The following is a 1,207-nucleotide window of genomic DNA, read 5'->3' on the forward strand; positions in this document are numbered from 1 at the left end:
TGTAAGTATCCCGCATAATCGTGCCATTCACATTTAGAGATCATCCGGCATAATCAATCTGCCAACGAAGGAGATCGCTATGCGTAAAGCCCGTTTTACTGAGCATCAGATCATCGCTGTGATTAAGTCGGTTGAAGCCGGACGAACCGTTAAAGATGTCTGCCGGGAGGCTGGTATCTCTGAGGCCACCTACTACAACTGGAAGTCCAGATACGGCGGCATGGAAGCTTCTGATATTAAAAAGATCAAGGATCTTGAGGACGAGAACCGGCGTCTTAAACAGATGTTTGCCGATCTCAGTCTTGAGAACCGGGCGCTGAAAGACGTTATCGAAAAAAAGCTTTAAAACCAGCCTTTAAGCGTGAGCTGGTCACTCATCTGATAACGACGTTCGGACTCAGTATTCGTCAGGCCTGCCGGAGTCTCAATCTGAGCAGAACGGTTTACCATTACCGCCCGGATACCACGCGTGATGAGCCTGTTATTGCCGCATTGCAGGCGGTGGCTGAACGATACCCACGATATGGTTTTCCGAAGCTTTACCAGGTTCTGCGGCGGCAGGGATATCCGTGGAATCACAAAAGGCTCCACCGTATTTACTGTCTGCTGAAGCTGAATTTTCGCCGTAAAGGCAAGCAACGGCTGCCGGTACGCAATCCCTCACCACTGGCTACACCGGAAGCGCTGAACCAGAGCTGGTCTGTCGATTTTATGCATGATGCGCTGGCCTGTGGCCGTCGTTTTCGCACGTTTAATGTCGTAGATGACTTTAACCGTGAGGCGTTGTCGATTGAAATCGATCTGAATCTGCCAGCTCTGCGCGTGGTCCGTGTACTCGACAGGATCGCGGCAAACCGTGGCTATCCGGTCATGCTACGCATGGATAATGGTCCGGAATTTATCTCACTGGCACTGGCTGAATGGGCAGAGAAACATGCCGTAAAACTGGAGTTTATCCAGCCGGGTAAGCCGACGCAGAACGCTTTCATCGAGCGTTTTAACAGGACATACCGTACAGAAATACTCGATTTTTATCTGTTCAGAACACTGAATGAAGTGCGGGAAATCACGGCAAGATGGGTGTCAGAATATAACTGTGAACGCCCTCATCAATCACTGAACAATATGACGCCGGAGGAATATCGGCAACACAATCATTTGGCCGGGATCTCAAAAAATGCCTGGAACTAAAACGGGTCTATTTACA

At 49.5% G+C, this 1,207-nt stretch carries 1 protein-coding gene; it reads left to right on the forward strand.

Going from position 1 to position 1,207, the window contains the following annotated elements:
• The first annotated feature begins 79 nt into the window (after positions 1-79).
• A protein-coding gene (locus tag WB371_RS23755) for an IS3 family transposase (protein WP_336222387.1) occupies positions 80-1,191 on the forward strand; the annotation gives its coding sequence in 2 pieces (ribosomal slippage) (positions 80-341 and positions 341-1,191; 1,113 coding nt in all).
• The last annotated feature ends 16 nt before the right edge of the window (positions 1,192-1,207 follow it).

The organism is Citrobacter amalonaticus, from assembly GCF_037053465.1.
In the GTDB taxonomy this organism is placed as follows: Bacteria; Pseudomonadota; Gammaproteobacteria; order Enterobacterales; family Enterobacteriaceae; genus Citrobacter_A; species Citrobacter_A amalonaticus_H.